Source organism: Phaeocystidibacter marisrubri (genome assembly GCF_008933165.1).
In the GTDB taxonomy this organism is placed as follows: Bacteria; Bacteroidota; Bacteroidia; order Flavobacteriales; family Schleiferiaceae; genus Phaeocystidibacter; species Phaeocystidibacter marisrubri.
In genome coordinates, this window is sequence record NZ_WBVQ01000002.1 from 167,989 (window position 1) to 182,500 (window position 14,512).

11 protein-coding genes are annotated in these 14,512 nt (G+C 44.9%); 6 read left to right on the forward strand and 5 right to left on the reverse strand.

Annotated features, from left to right (window positions below; genetic code table 11):
* The first annotated feature begins 35 nt into the window (after nt 1-35).
* Complete coding sequence (locus tag F8C82_RS08130) at nt 36-1,649, forward strand: hypothetical protein (RefSeq protein WP_151693093.1); 1,614 nt, start codon at nt 36-38, stop codon at nt 1,647-1,649.
* Here F8C82_RS08130 and F8C82_RS08135 read toward each other — a convergent pair.
* From F8C82_RS08135 to dnaX, 4 genes are all read right to left on the reverse strand, one after another.
* Nucleotides 1,643-2,047: a hypothetical protein gene (locus F8C82_RS08135; RefSeq protein WP_151693094.1), complete on the reverse strand. Its 405-nt coding sequence runs from the start codon at nt 2,045-2,047 to the stop codon at nt 1,643-1,645. The two genes, F8C82_RS08130 and F8C82_RS08135, sit on opposite strands and share 7 nt — an antisense overlap.
* Nucleotides 2,047-7,290: a PKD domain-containing protein gene (locus F8C82_RS08140; protein WP_151693095.1), complete on the reverse strand. Its 5,244-nt coding sequence runs from the start codon at nt 7,288-7,290 to the stop codon at nt 2,047-2,049. The genes F8C82_RS08135 and F8C82_RS08140 overlap by 1 nt, the downstream gene beginning before the upstream one ends.
* 64 nt (nt 7,291-7,354) lie before the next feature.
* A complete protein-coding gene (locus F8C82_RS08145) occupies nt 7,355-8,041 on the reverse strand; it encodes a hypothetical protein (protein WP_151693096.1) in 687 nt (228 codons plus the stop codon).
* Nucleotides 8,019-9,101 carry a DNA polymerase III subunit gamma/tau gene (gene dnaX / locus F8C82_RS08150; protein WP_151693097.1) on the reverse strand — a complete coding sequence of 361 codons (1,083 nt, stop codon included), beginning with the start codon at nt 9,099-9,101 and terminating at the stop codon, nt 8,019-8,021. The genes F8C82_RS08145 and dnaX overlap by 23 nt, the downstream gene beginning before the upstream one ends.
* A 688-nt stretch (nt 9,102-9,789) precedes the next feature.
* Between dnaX and rpsF the strand changes: the two genes are divergently transcribed.
* From rpsF to F8C82_RS08175, 5 genes are all read left to right on the forward strand, one after another.
* A complete protein-coding gene (gene rpsF, locus F8C82_RS08155) occupies nt 9,790-10,128 on the forward strand; it encodes a 30S ribosomal protein S6 (protein ID WP_151693098.1) in 339 nt (112 codons plus the stop codon).
* Between the two features lie 12 nt (nt 10,129-10,140).
* Entirely contained in the window at nt 10,141-10,434 is a 294-nt protein-coding gene (rpsR, locus tag F8C82_RS08160; protein WP_151693099.1) for a 30S ribosomal protein S18, read from the forward strand.
* A gap of 9 nt (nt 10,435-10,443) precedes the next feature.
* Nucleotides 10,444-10,896, forward strand: a complete 453-nt coding sequence (rplI, locus tag F8C82_RS08165; RefSeq protein WP_151693100.1) for a 50S ribosomal protein L9 — start codon at nt 10,444-10,446, stop codon at nt 10,894-10,896.
* Between the two features lie 138 nt (nt 10,897-11,034).
* Nucleotides 11,035-12,954 carry an O-antigen ligase family protein gene (locus tag F8C82_RS08170; RefSeq protein ID WP_151693101.1) on the forward strand — a complete coding sequence of 640 codons (1,920 nt, stop codon included), beginning with the start codon at nt 11,035-11,037 and terminating at the stop codon, nt 12,952-12,954.
* Nucleotides 12,955-13,320: 366 nt separating this feature from the next.
* Nucleotides 13,321-13,719, forward strand: coding sequence for a hypothetical protein (locus tag F8C82_RS08175; RefSeq protein ID WP_151693102.1), 399 nt, complete (start codon nt 13,321-13,323; stop codon nt 13,717-13,719).
* A 3-nt stretch (nt 13,720-13,722) separates the two neighbouring features.
* On the opposite strand, the gene F8C82_RS08180 is transcribed toward F8C82_RS08175, so the two are convergent.
* Entirely contained in the window at nt 13,723-14,484 is a 762-nt protein-coding gene (locus tag F8C82_RS08180) for an exodeoxyribonuclease III (RefSeq protein WP_151693103.1), read from the reverse strand.
* Between the last annotated feature and the right edge of the window lie 28 nt (nt 14,485-14,512).

A 14,512-nucleotide genomic window follows, 5' to 3' on the forward strand; every position in this document is an offset into this window, starting at 1 on the left:
TCAAGTTCATTAAATTCACGCTACAATCTTACACTATGCGTCTCCGCTTTCTAAAATCCTCACTCTACTTCCTTCTACTACTCAGTCTTAGTGGATGTTACGAACTGCGGACAGGAGAATCTGTATCGATTTATTCTCTCCTTACAGAATACGACAACACCTATAGAAAACCCTACTTTGAATGCGGTTATCACGACACCATCAATGAAAGTAGATTTCCACCCCTCCCACAAAACACAGATTGGCTAACTGAGAAATCCATTCGTATTGTGCGGTGGACTGGCCATCGAACATCGGCCTATTGGATTACACCTATAGAAATCACAAAGAGGAATATATCCCTTTGTATTACAAATGAAAAGGGATGGGTAATGGAAGTCAAATCTTTCAATCTTCCCGCAACTCTTCCTGCGGATTTCAACCCTGATTCAATTTCCTTACACGAAGTAGAAAAAGGCGGATTAAGCCTACGATGCAAAGCAGAGTATTATTCCATCGACAGAATTACAGGACAATATTATCCCGATCGATTCTACTACGAGAAAGATCATCAGAAAGACCCCGATTTGTTCTTTCCAATACACCGTACACATTATCGAGGCCACATTCCAAACGCTATCATTCGTCAATACCTCGCAGAGTTCATCGGCGATTCAATTGGCTATGGTGTGTTTTCGATTTACAGCTCGTATTCTTCCAATAACAATGAAATCAACAAGCTTGATAACCGAGTAAAAAAGTATGCAGACATTAGTCCAACAGGCTATAGTCCATTTCATTTTTATGAGGTGGATGACAACGTACTCAATGTTTATTCACCCGACACAAATTATAGTGTTCCCCTCACCTTAAAGCCCTATCCTAGAGGGAATGATCGAAACGTAAAATACCTCAACACTTCCATTCGCAACCACCTATTCGAATTGCTTCCAGCCGCATTAGAATCTGAAAACCCCATACTTACCTATGTTCAGTATTCAGATCGGTATAACCAAAGCAATTCCCTGTTTCCCGAAAAGGCTGAGGTATTGGTGAATATCTTCAAAGTAGTTCGACACATTGGTTACGATCGATTTATTTCGAAGGAGGAGTTTTACGAGAAACAGTTTGCCATCCATTCAAACTATCTAACCGATGGATCGGACTACTCCATGTTCGACATCTGTCAATTGCTTATTGAAGAACAAACAACCAATACAAACCGATATGTGACGGGATTTTGGAGCCGAAGAATTAGGGAGGACTCGCAAGATATCGTCATGCATATATTGAAAGACGTCGTTCAATACTACGGTGAAGATGTTCACTCAGCCTCACAAAATCCAGAAGAACTCAATGACACACTCTACCACTGTGTGAGCTACGAATTGAAGTTGCAGCAAAATCCAAACGATGACGAGCTTACACACCAGTACTTGGATTATCTAGAAAGTCTGGGGCAATATCAATCCGTAAGCACCTTGCTTCTATACGTGCTGCCTGATAAACGCGAACGGCACCTCCCAGTAGGAGAATACGAACGATTGAGCAAACCGCCATTTCGAGTACCTGGATTGTACAGCAGTAATTTCAGAGCTGGGTATTGGGTTAGATTAAGCAATGTAGATTGGTTTGATACATATTCATCGAGGTATAACTACTACTACTGAGCTCGCAATCCTGCGTTGTATTCTACTTCTTCCAGTAGGAGTTCCTGAACACTTCCATCTGGATATATCAATTCCAATTCAAACTCATCAGCAATAAAGAGTGCATAGTAGGTTGAGTCTAGGATCATCCCCGTTTCGGATCGCACATCAATCAGGCAAAATGATTCCAACTTGGTCGTTGTTCCACTCTCCCAATTGTAGGACAGAGGCACTTCATTTAGGCTGATTCCTTCAATGGGACGAACGTGTCCATCGCCGGGAACAAAAGTGATGGAAATGTACCGCTGCCCCTGACCTGAAATACCTCTTGACACATATCCAGAATCCTGCGGATGTCCCACTTTTGAACTACAGCTGACCAATACAGCTAGAAGCGCTACTCCAATCCAACGTCGCATTATTGTGCTACTTCAAAAGTTCTGACGGCAACTCCAGTTCTACCTTGAATCTGTAGGGTATACACACCCGGAGGCCAATTCAACAAATCGAATTCCACGCGATTTTCACCGATTTCTATCGTTGTACTTCGAGTGGTCAACACAGCTCCCTTTGCATCGGAAATGGTCAAGACAACCTCATCCGTAACTGTAGAGTTCGAATAGAGTGTAAGCATTCGTTGTGTTGGATTCGGATACAATAACAGAGCTTCAATCCCCTTCCATTCTGGGACACTGATATCATCTACTATCAACTCATCAGACATCTTCGAACAGCTATCTTTCGATACTTCCAATCGGTACACTCCATTTTGAGTGGGAGTGTATGAACTGTTTGTTGCCCCGATAATGACTCCATTGCCGTCGTACCACTGGTAATCATATCCATTGAGAGGGGTAACTAATTTACCGTTGATGTAATTCACCGTTGGTTTGGGAACTAAAGTCACGTTGAAATTCAAGACTTGATAGGTCGAACAGCCCGTGGAAGGGTCGGCATAAGCATAGCGAACCCACTTCACTCCATTGCCAGCAATCGTTGGAATGAACTGATTTCCGACTAGACCCTGTCCCGTGAGTGTACCACCCGAAGGACTAAATGTCAAGTCCACTGTATCCTCTTCGCAAAGGTTCATGCGAGAAATGGACCCCGTCAATGTGACCACTGGTAGAGGTGCCAAATTCATGACCAGAACATCACTTGTATCTATCCGATTTAACACACATGGAAGTGTGGAGGTGATCGTAGCCGATATCTGATCGCCATTATTTAGACCGTTAAACGTTTGAGATACTCCATGATGAGCTGTGCCCACTACTACTCCATTCTTCATCCAAGTGACATTTTCATATGGGGAGACATTGCTAACCGTGGCCGTGAAGACAAAATTTTGACCGTCACAATAGCTACCAACACTAGACGAATCTAGCTGAATAGCAACAGATGGCGGTCCGCTTCCTGCAGGAATCTGAATCACATCGGAATCAAAATTCGAGAAAGAGCAGTTCTGAGTAGTAAAATATCTCACTAGCACATACTCTCCTCCCTGTAGCGCTGGTATAAAGAAAGTGTTTCCCGTTACTCCAGATTGGACGATTCCATTTACTTCCCATTGGTAATAGGCTCCAGGCCCTGCTCCCAGTCCTGTTGCCGTGAAAAACACAGAATCTCCCGCACATACCGAACTCGGTGAACTCACCAAAGAGACACTAGGTGAATATGCCGTGTCTACATAAATCGTTTTGAGCGGAGTTGTATCCGACTTCTCACAGGGCTCATCTGTTGTAAGCACCCCGTAGAGCGTGTAGTCCACTTGACGAGAAATGTAGACTGAAGCGCCGGTTTGAGCAATTTGAACTCCATCAACAAACCACTCTATCGTTGGACTTGGTCCTGCATTGGAATAATTCATGGTAACCAATGTTGCTGTAGCCCCACAAACCGTATCGGCTGAACTGATAGAGATGATAGGATTAAGTCCAGGGTCTACCGTCATATTGATAATCGAACTGCTTACCGTATCCGCAGCTGGACAATCCACATCTGGGATCACCTTACATTGCACATAATCTCCCACCGACCAAGAAGAATGGATCCATGATACAGATGTACTCGGTTGTAGAATTCCATTGAGGTACCACAAGTACTGAGGATGGGTTCCCAGATTCGATCCACCTGCCACGAAGGCCACCTGCTCGTCGAAGCAAACATTTGTACTCATGGCATTTACACTCACCGTAGAAACCACTAATGAGTCTACTTGAATTACTTGAGAAGAGGCGTTTGAACCATAGGAATTTGTAGTGGTCAAATTGATGGAATACGTTCCTGGCGTAGAAAAACTCACCTGTGGAGATTGACTATTCGCATTGGTACCATTTACATAGGATACCCCTGTAGGAGGTGAGAAACTCCAGCTCCAAGAGGTTGGACCACCCGTTGAATTATCGGTCAAGCTCAACACTTCGCTCGGACAAACAGAAGTAGCGGATACATGAAAAGCTGATGAAGGTGGAGAGGCGGATACCCCTTGAATGTTGATGTTGTCGATATATAGATTGTTTCCATATCCGCAGATGTTTTCAAACTTTACCAACACATCCGAATGACCAGCAAATGCACTGATATCTAAGGTCGGACATGCCGGACTGGCTCCACACCATTCTGAAGCTCCAGTTGGCACAAATGCATTGGTGTTGTTCGGCCCTGTTACGAAACCTCCGCTACCTGTTTCTTTGTAAGAAGCAACACGAGTCCAAGTGGTACCACAATCCGTAGAAACATATACGGCTAAACTATCCTCATACCCCACTCCATAGCGGCGGTAGGCATATTCAAAATCCAGTGAAACCGAAGCATAGCTGGAGAAATTGAGTGGAGGTGAAATCAAACCATCTCTTTGTCCCACACCATTGTAGAAGTAATTCTCTACTACTGCAGCTTTGTTGGAGGATGAACCATTATGGGCCGTTACCACTTTCCATGTATGACTCCCATCCGGATTGTCTAAAGTCCAATCTGAAATACTCGATTGGAAGTCTTCCGTAAATGGCAAAGAATATCCACCTACCTGAATAAATTGATTTCGCGTTTTCGTATCGGTGCCACTTCCATTCGAAACCGTTAGAGTAATGGTGTACTGCCCAGCAGCGCTAAAATGCACTTCAGGTTGATGGGATGAAGCGCCAGTCCCGTTGATGTAGCTATACGTATTCGGAGAAATACTCCAGCTATAAGAAGTTGGAACTCCCGTACTCGAATCCACTAGTTGAATGGCTTCATTGGTACATGCTACGGTCTTTACTGCTCCAAAATTGGCAACTGGCATGGCTGGAGGCGCGAATCCATTACTCGTGAACAAGCCTCGTCCATAGGTGGCTGCAATCACTTCGTCATCTGAACTGCGCATTTGGAGCATATCCACCCTAACATTCGCCAACCCTTGATTGCTTGGCGACCAGGAAGGATAGGTAGAATTGAAATTGGATGTCGTCCAAACGCCCACCTCTGTAGCTAGTAGAACTTCATTTCTATTGTGAGGATTGAACAAGGCCCAACGCACAGGCATATCAGGCAAACTGCCTTCCTTAGAAACCCAAGAAGCGCCACCATTATTGGTATACCAAACGGAAGTCATTCCATAATTACTATACGTCACAATCAACTCATTTTCAGAAGCGCCAACCTCCACACAAGAGATGTATCCTGCCGGAAGTGCGGAACCAATACTCGTAGAGGAAGGACTTCCGTTGGCTTGGGTCACCTTGTACAAGTCGCCCGATCCTGTTCCGACGAATAAGGTGGTAGAGGTCGTCGTGTAAGGCGAAACACGAATGTGCGAGGCCATATCCGACATTCCGCTAATCGCAATGGACGAAGCTGTTGGCGACCCCGCAACATTACTCACTCTACTTAGAGTTGAGTTCGTTCGGGCAGAGTATAGTATCCCGAGATTATCATCGTAATCGGCGGGATTGATGAACCGTCCAGTATTGGGATCATTCAAAATTTCTGTACTCAAAAAGGACGTACCTCCGTTGATGGATCTGTAATAGGTGTTATACACATAGGAGGATATCCACAGATTGGGGTTGGTCTGATCGATGAAACAGAACGCCCCATCACCACCTGTAGCCTCATTGGTCGCACCGACACCTGGTGAAGTAAATCGCTGTGTACCGTTGTCTTGCGAACCCGCTAATGCCTGAACATTGTTTGCATTGGGGTGAATCGCACAGGAATAGAACTGGGTGACGTTGTAACCGTTATTTCGAGACGAAACAGAAGTGGTTCCAGCAGTTCCTGTCATTCGGTAAATTCCTCCATCATTGCCCAATAGCATCTCGTTGGAGTTACCCGGGTTGAAGATCATTTGGTGTTGATCAGCATGGACATTCGGGAAGCCATAACCTCCATACCAATGGGAAAGTTGTGTCCATGTACTTCCGCCATTCGAACTTCTGAAACAGTCGATAGCTCCCACATAAACCATATTGGGATTGGTGGGATGGACGGCTAAAATCAAATCGTACCAGGCTTGTCCTCTACTGAAGTCGGAGGCGGGAATTCCAGGGTCGGCATCACTCGGTTCATTCATGGCATTCCACGTAGAGCCCGCATTAATTGTATTGACCATCTCATGAACTTGTCCGCCACTCTCCACTACAGCATACACAAAAGATGCATTACTCGGTGCACATGCCAATTCCACTCTGCCTGTACCAGAAGAGGAATATGCCGTGGTCCAACTCGTTCCATTATCACTGTAGAGAATTCTTCCTCCTCCACCTCCATAAGAGGCCGATTGCGTCCCTACCCAAATTCGACCATTGCTGGCCAATTCCAGATCGGCAGGTGCATAGTTGTAGCTCTGTCCCGAAACATTCGGCAACACTTGGGAAAAGCTCGTACCACCATTGATGGAGCGTTGCAACCCCTGACCGTTTCCATGCCATGCGCCACTGTAAAAGTTATCTCTACAGGCTACATAAAGTACCCCTGTTCCGCTTTCATTGCGAACTATCAAGTCATTCACGTAATACCATGAAGTGGTGGCCGACAATTGGTTCCAAGTTGAACCTCCATCGGTTGATTTCCATACTCCAGCTCCTCGGGTTGCACCGGTTCCCCAACCTTCGCCTGTTCCTACATACCAGATGTTCGAATTGGTCGGATCATGTGCAATGGCCGTAACCGATAGGTTTGCCCAAAAGTCGTTAACAGCTATCCAAGTTGAAGTGGGATCTGTGATGTCATTATTGTACCATAAGCCTCCTGATGTACCACCCGCCCAAACCTTCTTGTGAGTAGGGTCATTGGGATCGTACATAATAGCCCGCGTGCGTCCTCCTACATTGTTAGGTCCGCGTTCCTCCCATGGAGTTGTGGCAAACCCCGGGGTGACTTTGTTTGAATTATACTGAGCAGCAATGGTCTGGTAGACCACGGACAAACGCTCTGGTGCGGGGCGCCCTAAAGCCGGATCTATCGTTGCAAGGAAGTTCTGTTCCCAAGCCAAATCAGGTCGATCTTTCTTGGGTATGGAATTCAATTCCTCTACGGTCATCGCCTTTCGCTGAGCAAAAGGATGATTGGCAATTATCTCCCGATACTTTGATTTTGGATCAGTTGGTGAATTCCACCAAAGGATTGTAGAAATCGCAACAAATGTGAGAGTAATGAGAGCGCCTATTCGTTGCTTCATAGTGAGGTTAAATTCAAGTTAGCAGGTCTAAACTACGAAATTCAACCTTCAAGAAGTGAGGCAATTACTCTAAGTCGAGGTCTAACTTCTTTCTGAATTCTGCCAACAATGGATTCTTCTCTACCATATGTCTATACTTCTCATCCGGAGTGTACAAACTCTTTACTTGCTCGCTCTCTGTAATTACCGTCTTCAATTCCACTTTGAAGTTCTTGAGCTCCGTACGAAGAAAGGCCATCAGGTCGGCGCGTCCCGATTGCAAATATCCTTCTTGTGTCTTGTTGTCTAGAACCAATTCAATGATCGTCTTATCTAGCAACTTAGGCTCGTGGCGGGAGAGGGTATTGTAAATGGATTTCTTGTGCTCCACCTTAGACAGGTATCGCTTCCAAACATCCTTCATTTCGTGTTCCGAAAAATACTCTTCGGGAAGGCCTTGAGTAGATGAAAGGGTCTCTTCCTCTACTTCGCCGTCTTTTGTCTCCTCCTTCGGAGCATCCATATCCTTCAAAGAGAATCCGCGCATTCTAGAGCCGCGCTTAGACGGACGAGAAACGACAGGGTCTTCTTTGGGTTGAGGAATTGGTTTAGAAGGGGCTACCTCTTGCGTTGAGGCTGGTTTTTCAACCTCTATATGAACTTCTTGAACAGGGCGCGGAGCTGACTTTGCCTGAGCGGGTGCTAAAGCTGGTTGACCGGGGGCTGGAAGGACTATCCGTTTTGGATCGTCATTTTTTTTTTTCGTCGGCAAACGCGACGTGTTGTAGAAGTTGAAGCAATGCGACTTCAACGTGGAGGCGAGGATTGTGACTCGCCTTGTACTTTTCATCGCACTCCGTGCAGACTTTTAAGGCATTTACCAAGAAAGGCAAACTGCACTGTCCACTTTGGTCGATGTAGCGTTGGCGGATATTCTCACCCACTTCTAAAAGCGACAAGGTTGCTGCATCCTTCCCCACCAACAAATCGCGGAAATGAGCGGCCAAGCCTGTAATGAACATGTGGCCATCAAAGCCTTTATCCAATACCTCTCGGAACAGCAAAAGCGTATTTTGAACATCGCCTGCCATAATCGAATCAACGGCTCGGAAATAGTAGTCGTAATCGAGGATATTCAAATTATCCAGTACCGCCTGGTAGGTGATGTTCTGATCTGAGAAAGAGGCAATTCTATCGAAGATGGAAAGGCTATCTCTCAATGCGCCATCTGCCTTTTGAGCAATGAGATGAAGCGCATCAGGATCTGCAGTGATATCCTCTTGTTGGGCAACCCAAGCGAGGTGCTTGGCGATATCTTCAACCGTAATTCGCTTGAAGTCGAAGATCTGACAACGAGAGAGAATCGTAGGAATGATCTTGTGTTTCTCCGTGGTTGCCAAAATGAAAATGGCGTGCTTAGGCGGTTCTTCCAACGTCTTCAAAAACGCGTTGAAAGCCGCTTGAGACAACATGTGAACCTCATCGATGATATACACTTTGAATTCGCCTACTTGAGGCGCAAAGCGAACTTGATCAATCAAGTTTCGAATATCATCTACCGAGTTATTCGATGCGGCATCGAGTTCGAAGATATTCAAACTGTAATCCTCGTTCTCTCCACCATAGTGCTCATTAATCCTCTTAGCGAGAATACGTGCACAAGTGGTTTTACCTACACCACGTGGTCCACAGAACAACAAAGCTTGAGCCAAGTGATCTTTCTCAATTGCATTCTCCAAGGTATTGGTGATATGCGATTGCCCCACTACCGATTCAAAGGTAGATGGACGATACTTACGGGCTGAAACGATGTATTGATTATCTGTGCTCATAGGAGAAGGACAAAGATAGTAGAATGAAAAGGGCACGCAACAGACTTGAGAGGATAGAGAACTAACATTTTCAACAATCTTTTCACAAGAGTAGAGCCTAGGAGACCAACAACTCCTGAACTCGTTCTGTGAGAGTCGAGCCTAAAATGCCTTAGTTGAAACCTCATCTCAAGAAACAGAGCCCATTAAGGGATCCCAATCCTAAGCAAATACTCACCTAATTTCCAACCGCGTAAAATTGAACACTTCCTGCACCATCAACTCTATGAGCCTTATTCCTTGGTCACACTCATTCCAATTTAGAAGCGTAACCACCGAAAACCTCTACATCCCTATTGAAACGCATACAGACTTAATACTTGATGACGAACTCATTCATGGCTTATACATTAAATTAGGTTTGATCGACTCAAGATAAAATCCGCTTATTCAAAACTTCAGATCTCAAGCACCCCACTTACTGATTTAACCACATTTAAGTAAGAACTGACAGAAATCAAACCATACTCAGATGTGGGGAATACCGTTGCTAGGAAGTATGTATTTTTACGGCTTCTAAGAGAGAATGAAAAAAGGCTTTGCGCCAGCATCTGCCATCTACTCAATCTCTTGCATAAACCACATCATTATTCTATCTTTGCCGCCCGATTTACGAATAAACGTGAATCGTGTTCAAATTCAACTATTTATGAACCAGTACGAGACCGTTTTCATTTTGAATCCCGTCTTATCTGATGAACAGGTAAGGGAAGCGGCAGACAAGTATCTCGACATTCTTAAGAAGAATGGTGCAGAGATCATCAATCATGAAAATTGGGGATTGAAGAAATTCGCTTACCCAATTGAAAAAAAGAAGAGTGGTTTTTACCACCTTGTTGAATTCACAGCTCCAGGTGCGGCTATCGCTCCATTGGAAGTAGAAATGAAGCGTGACGAGCGTATCATGCGTTTCTTGACCGTTAAGATGGACAAGTACGGTGTGGAGTACGCAGATAAGCGTCGCAAGAAGCAAAAGTCTAACGCCTAATTCTAGAGTATCATGAATCTGGAGCAAACAGCACAAGCCTCTTCACAGAGCGAAATCCGCTACCTTCAGCCGATCAGCATTGACACCGGCATCAAGGAAAAGTATTGTCGTTTCAAGAAGTACGGCATCAAGCACATCGACCACAAGGATCCTGAGTTCCTTCTTCGTTTCGTAAACGAGCAAGGTAAAATCCTTCCACGTCGTATCACAGGAACTTCACTTAAGTATCAACGCAAATTGTCAGTTGCCATCAAGCGTGCTCGTCACCTAGGCCTTATGCCATACGTGGCTGACAACTTGAAATAAGGGTTTACCATGGATATCATTCTCATTCAAGACGTAGAGAACCTTGGATTCAAGGACGAAGTGGTAACAGTAAAAGACGGCTACGGTCGTAACTACTTGATCCCTTCAGGAAAAGCTCGTTTAGCTACTGAATCAGCAAAGAAAGTTCTAGCAGAAAACCTTCGTCAGCGCGCTCACAAAGAGGCGAAGATGATCGAAGACGCGAAAACAATCGCTGATAACCTTCAGAAAGCTGAACTTAAGATTTCTGCTAAAGCTGGTAAAAACGGTAAACTCTTCGGAGCCATTACCAATAGCAGCTTGGCTGATGAACTTGCCAAAATGGGTTACGAAGTGGATCGTCGCTTCATCCAAATCCTTGGTGGTTCTATCAAAAACGTTGGAAAGCACACTGCTAAAATGCGCCTTCACCGTGAGGTGAGCTTCGACTACAACTTCGAAGTAGTTGGAACCGACGCGTAAGCAGTAACCATCAGCTTTGTTTATTGCGATCTGTCCCGCCTTTTGGCGGGACTTCGCTTTTTATACCCCTACCTCATCGAAAGGCTTGCGATTTGAAGTGCTTAGATTGTACCTTGTGTCGTCTAAGTCCTTTTCAGCATGAGCCAAAATTCTAGAGCTACCACCACCCTTGGTTGGATTCTTATCATCGCATTCGGATTAACTCCCATCATCAAGCATACGGGAATAACGGAGCACTTCCTTATCATCCGAACTTTAGTCTGGTCTGCTCTCCTATCAGGCGCTGGAATTTTCATTTTTTCCAAGAACAAATCGGAAACAAAAATTCCGATCCTCTCTATTCTCTGGCTCGTTTTTACTGCATGGATGACCCTCACAGGATTCATCGCGGAGATTTACAGCTCGCCAGAATGGCTCCTCACCTCTTCCCGTTTCGCACTGTATGGCGCCGTCCTTCTTCTAGGTAGCGTGGCCATCCAAAGAAAGTATCTCACCTACCGAGATTTTTCTAGAGGATTGGTGGTTTATGGTATTGTAGGAGGTGCCCTCGGACTAGGCGCATACTTGCAAGTGGAAGATCTCCTCAACATCCGAGCTCCATTTGGACATAAGAACTTTCTAAGTGCTGCCATGCTGCTCAGCGCTGCTGGCTCTCTTTATTCCCTTTGGGACAAAGACAAACGTTGGAAGAACGGCGCAATGCTGTCTCTTGGTCTCAGCGTTTTGTTGATTATCCTCTTAAAGACCAGAGGCGTTTGGATAGGCACTTTCGCAGCCACCATTTTCTTGTTGGTGGGAGTGATTGTCTTTAAGGTAAAAGACGCTGAAAAGACACTCATCCCTACCAAAGTCATTGGAATCGTCTTTGGAATCATCCTCATGGGATTGGTTGGTGTTTCAGGACTATCTAAGTCGAAGGATACCGTTGTTGCATCCGACAATATTGAACTTCGCTTCTTGTACTGGAGCCATTCTATGAAGATGGTTGCAGAACATCCTCTGGAAGGCGTTGGCGCAGGTCAATGGAAAATTAACTTTCCAAAATACGGCCTCGCTCATACCAACACGAGAGTATCCAATGGCGAAACGGCCATGCTTAGACCACACAATGATTATGTGTGGATGTTTGCAGAAGGAGGAATTCCAGGTGGACTACTCTACATCGTTTTCTTTGGAGGAGTTATGGGAATGGGAATACTGAAACTCAAGAAATCACAAGACCGCGAAGAACACAAAATCCTCCTCTCTTCTGTGGCCCTTTTTATTGGGTTCTCCGCCTACGCTATGGGCGAGTTCCCGATTGAGAGAGTTGATCTGGCTATTCCTGCCATGTTTGCAGCAGCGTTCATTCTTCACGAAACGAAATCGTATCACTTCAAAGCATCTGCTGCCAATGGACTGATTCTCGTTCTTGCCCTGTTTAGCACTTTCGTTACTGGAAGACGATTCCCTCAGGAAGCAAAGGTTTCCATCATCAATATTGGGAATGACAACCAAGACCCCGTGCAAATCTTAAACACGTATAAAGACGTAGATCTAGACATTGTGGATGTGGATTACGTTGCAAATCCCATCCCTTACTTTGCGGGGCTTTCCAATTCTGTAACCGCTACCATGCGTGGGCATGATCCGAGGTTATTTGCTGAAGCTGAATCGGCTTTTGAACGCGCACTAGAGATTCATCCATGGCATGTGGCAACCTATTCTCAATACGGCAAAATGTACTTCTACCAAAAGAAATACGATAAAGCCATGGAGATGTACAATAAGGGATTAGAGATCAGTCCGTTTAACATCACTATTCGCCTTGACAAAGCCACCATCTTTATGGAAACAGGCAATGCAGAAGGTGCTGCACTCATGATGTTGAGTATAGTGGGACAAGATCAAAATCCGAAGTATCAAAACCTAGTGGTTCAGTCGCTTCGCCGCATTCGTGGACCGATAAAAAACACAGAGATTCAGCAATTTATCTCCAGTGTGAATATCGCTGAAATGAAAGATCCCCAACTCTACAATGCCTTCATCCGTTATAGAGACAGTATCAAGGCCCAATAATTTTCAGAGGCCTTCTACACGATTAATTAAACACATTCGTTAAATTCGTACCGTGAACACTTCGAAGCAGTATACAATTCAATTCGGTCACCGCAATTTTATGTGGGTGATGAATTGTATTTGCATACCGCAGGAGTGCCTCACATCACGTTAAGTGACCCGAAAAAGACAATCAGAGAAAGAGGTGCTTCCGCAAGGAATCACCTCTTTTTTTTTAACCCAAAATCTGTAAACAATGTCCATTCAAATTTTTGCAATCATGAAACAAATGATGAATCAAGTCTGTGGTAATCAACGAAATCACTATTGGAACACCGCTTCGAACCGTCCTGAATCCAGTGTATTATCCCCCATACCCTTACTATTATGAAAGACTTATTGAAAAGCATCAAAGCCGAAACCAGTAACACCTTCAGCAGAACTTTCGAGGTTACTGCTCCAAAAGCCGATTCCAACGGCAAACTGAAGCTTTGGGAACTCCTTCAAGAGATTGAAGAAAGCACCAAAGAACCGTGTCAAACACTCATCAGTGTTGCACCTGAATACGAGAAATTCAGAAGACGCGTAGAACTCGACAAGTTTGATGACGCCCAAGTTGGCGACACTGTAGAACTTCTCGCACGCTTCTACTCCTCCGAAAAAAGACAAGTAAAACTGCGGGTATTTGTCCGCATACTAAAAGGCCCGAAGCGAACCTCAAAGGTTGCCCGGGCCGAATATATGTTTGAAGCTGTTCACGAAAATCAACTCGCGAAAGCTGGTTGAAGTTTAAGATAGAACAACTCCAACAGGACAGTGATCGGAGCCTTCAACTTCATTGAGGATGAAGGCTTCTTTCACTTTGCTCTCCAAGCTTTCCGAAACGAGGAAGTAATCCAAGCGCCAGCCAATATTCTTCTCTCTTGCTCCTCCTCGGTAACTCCACCAAGAGTATTTCACCTCATCAGGATGAAGAGAACGGAATGTATCAATCATACCTGACTCCAAAAAGCGAGTCATCCCATCAATTTCAGTTTGAGTATAACCCGCCGTTTTGTTGTAGTTCGACTTCGGGCGGGCAATGTCAATCTCACGATGAGCTACGTTTAAGTCGCCACACCAAATCACGGGTTTAGATTCTTCCAATCCTTTTAAGTAATTCAGCATCGCTACATCCCATTCACTGCGATAATCCAATCGCTTCAATCCATTTCCAGAATTTGGAACATAGGTTGTAACGAGGTAATGTTCGTCAAACTCACAGGTAATCACTCTTCCTTCTGTATCGTGTTCTTCTATACCAATGCCGTAAGACACGGATAGTGGTTTCACTTTTGTCAGAATAGCGGTACCAGAATACCCTTTCCGCTCTGCCCCAACGGCGTAAACAGAATACTCTTCTAACTCAGCGACGGCTTCTTCTACTTGCTCGGGAGTTGCTTTCGTTTCTTGCAGACAAATCGCGTCTACCTCCATCGCCTTTACGGCTTCGGCAAAACCTTTCTTCGCAACAGCTCTTACACCGTTAACATTCCAAGACACATACTTCATGATAGGAAAATTGCATTTGAATCAGCAA

Coding starts and splice junctions, on each gene's coding strand:
- rpsR (WP_151693099.1), top strand. CDS start 10,141: ATGAATCTGGAGCAAACAGCACAAGCCTCTTCACAGAGCGAAATCCGC.
- rplI (WP_151693100.1), top strand. CDS start 10,444: ATGGATATCATTCTCATTCAAGACGTAGAGAACCTTGGATTCAAGGAC.
- F8C82_RS08140 (WP_151693095.1), bottom strand. CDS start 7,290: ATGAAGCAACGAATAGGCGCTCTCATTACTCTCACATTTGTTGCGATT.
- dnaX (WP_151693097.1), bottom strand. CDS start 9,101: ATGAGCACAGATAATCAATACATCGTTTCAGCCCGTAAGTATCGTCCA.
- F8C82_RS08170 (WP_151693101.1), top strand. CDS start 11,035: ATGAGCCAAAATTCTAGAGCTACCACCACCCTTGGTTGGATTCTTATC.
- F8C82_RS08175 (WP_151693102.1), top strand. CDS start 13,321: ATGAAAGACTTATTGAAAAGCATCAAAGCCGAAACCAGTAACACCTTC.
- F8C82_RS08130 (WP_151693093.1), top strand. CDS start 36: ATGCGTCTCCGCTTTCTAAAATCCTCACTCTACTTCCTTCTACTACTC.
- rpsF (WP_151693098.1), top strand. CDS start 9,790: ATGAACCAGTACGAGACCGTTTTCATTTTGAATCCCGTCTTATCTGAT.
- F8C82_RS08180 (WP_151693103.1), bottom strand. CDS start 14,484: ATGAAGTATGTGTCTTGGAATGTTAACGGTGTAAGAGCTGTTGCGAAG.
- F8C82_RS08135 (WP_151693094.1), bottom strand. CDS start 2,047: ATGCGACGTTGGATTGGAGTAGCGCTTCTAGCTGTATTGGTCAGCTGT.